Origin of the sequence: Streptococcus sp. HMSC074B11, assembly GCF_001808705.1 — a bacterium.
GTDB lineage: Bacteria > Bacillota > Bacilli > Lactobacillales > Streptococcaceae > Streptococcus.
The window spans coordinates 1-494 of sequence record NZ_KV794221.1 but is presented as its reverse complement, the minus strand read 5'-3'; the positions used below and the strand labels follow the sequence as shown (position 1 = coordinate 494).

Sequence of the window (494 nt, the reverse complement as noted above, 5' to 3'; positions counted from 1 at the left end):
TCAATGTTTTTATAGGCTGTTTCGATGGTTCTATTCTTCGTTTCAATGTTTGTATCCAGCGTAGCAATATTCTTTTGATTGGCTTCGAGATCATCACCTGTTAGATATTTTGCTTCTGCTTGAAGACTCGCTTTTCGTGAGTTATCATCTTCAATAGATTCCTTCAATTGAGAAATTGATGTTGTCAATTTTTGAGACTGTTCATTCTGGAAATTGATCTCTTTTTCGATTTCCTGAAGAGTAAATTCTTCTCTGGAGACAACTTCAATAGCTTTGATTTCAAGCTGAGGATTTTGAGGAGTTACAAAGAATTGTACAGTGTCCTCTTCTCCAGATTTCTTCTGAGAAACCTTTTTAGAATCACTGGATGGCGATGAAATATTCACATCAATTGAGCTAGAAGAGACTGTCTGATTCGTCACATCGATTGCAAATGCACCAAAATTTTTCGGAACTCCTTTAATAATAACTGATACTTTATTATCAATGATTGG

General features: G+C 35.0%; 1 pseudogene. It reads right to left on the bottom strand.

Annotated features, from left to right (window positions below):
- Nucleotides 1–494: pseudogene (locus HMPREF2619_RS00525) on the bottom strand (hypothetical protein); the annotation flags it as partial.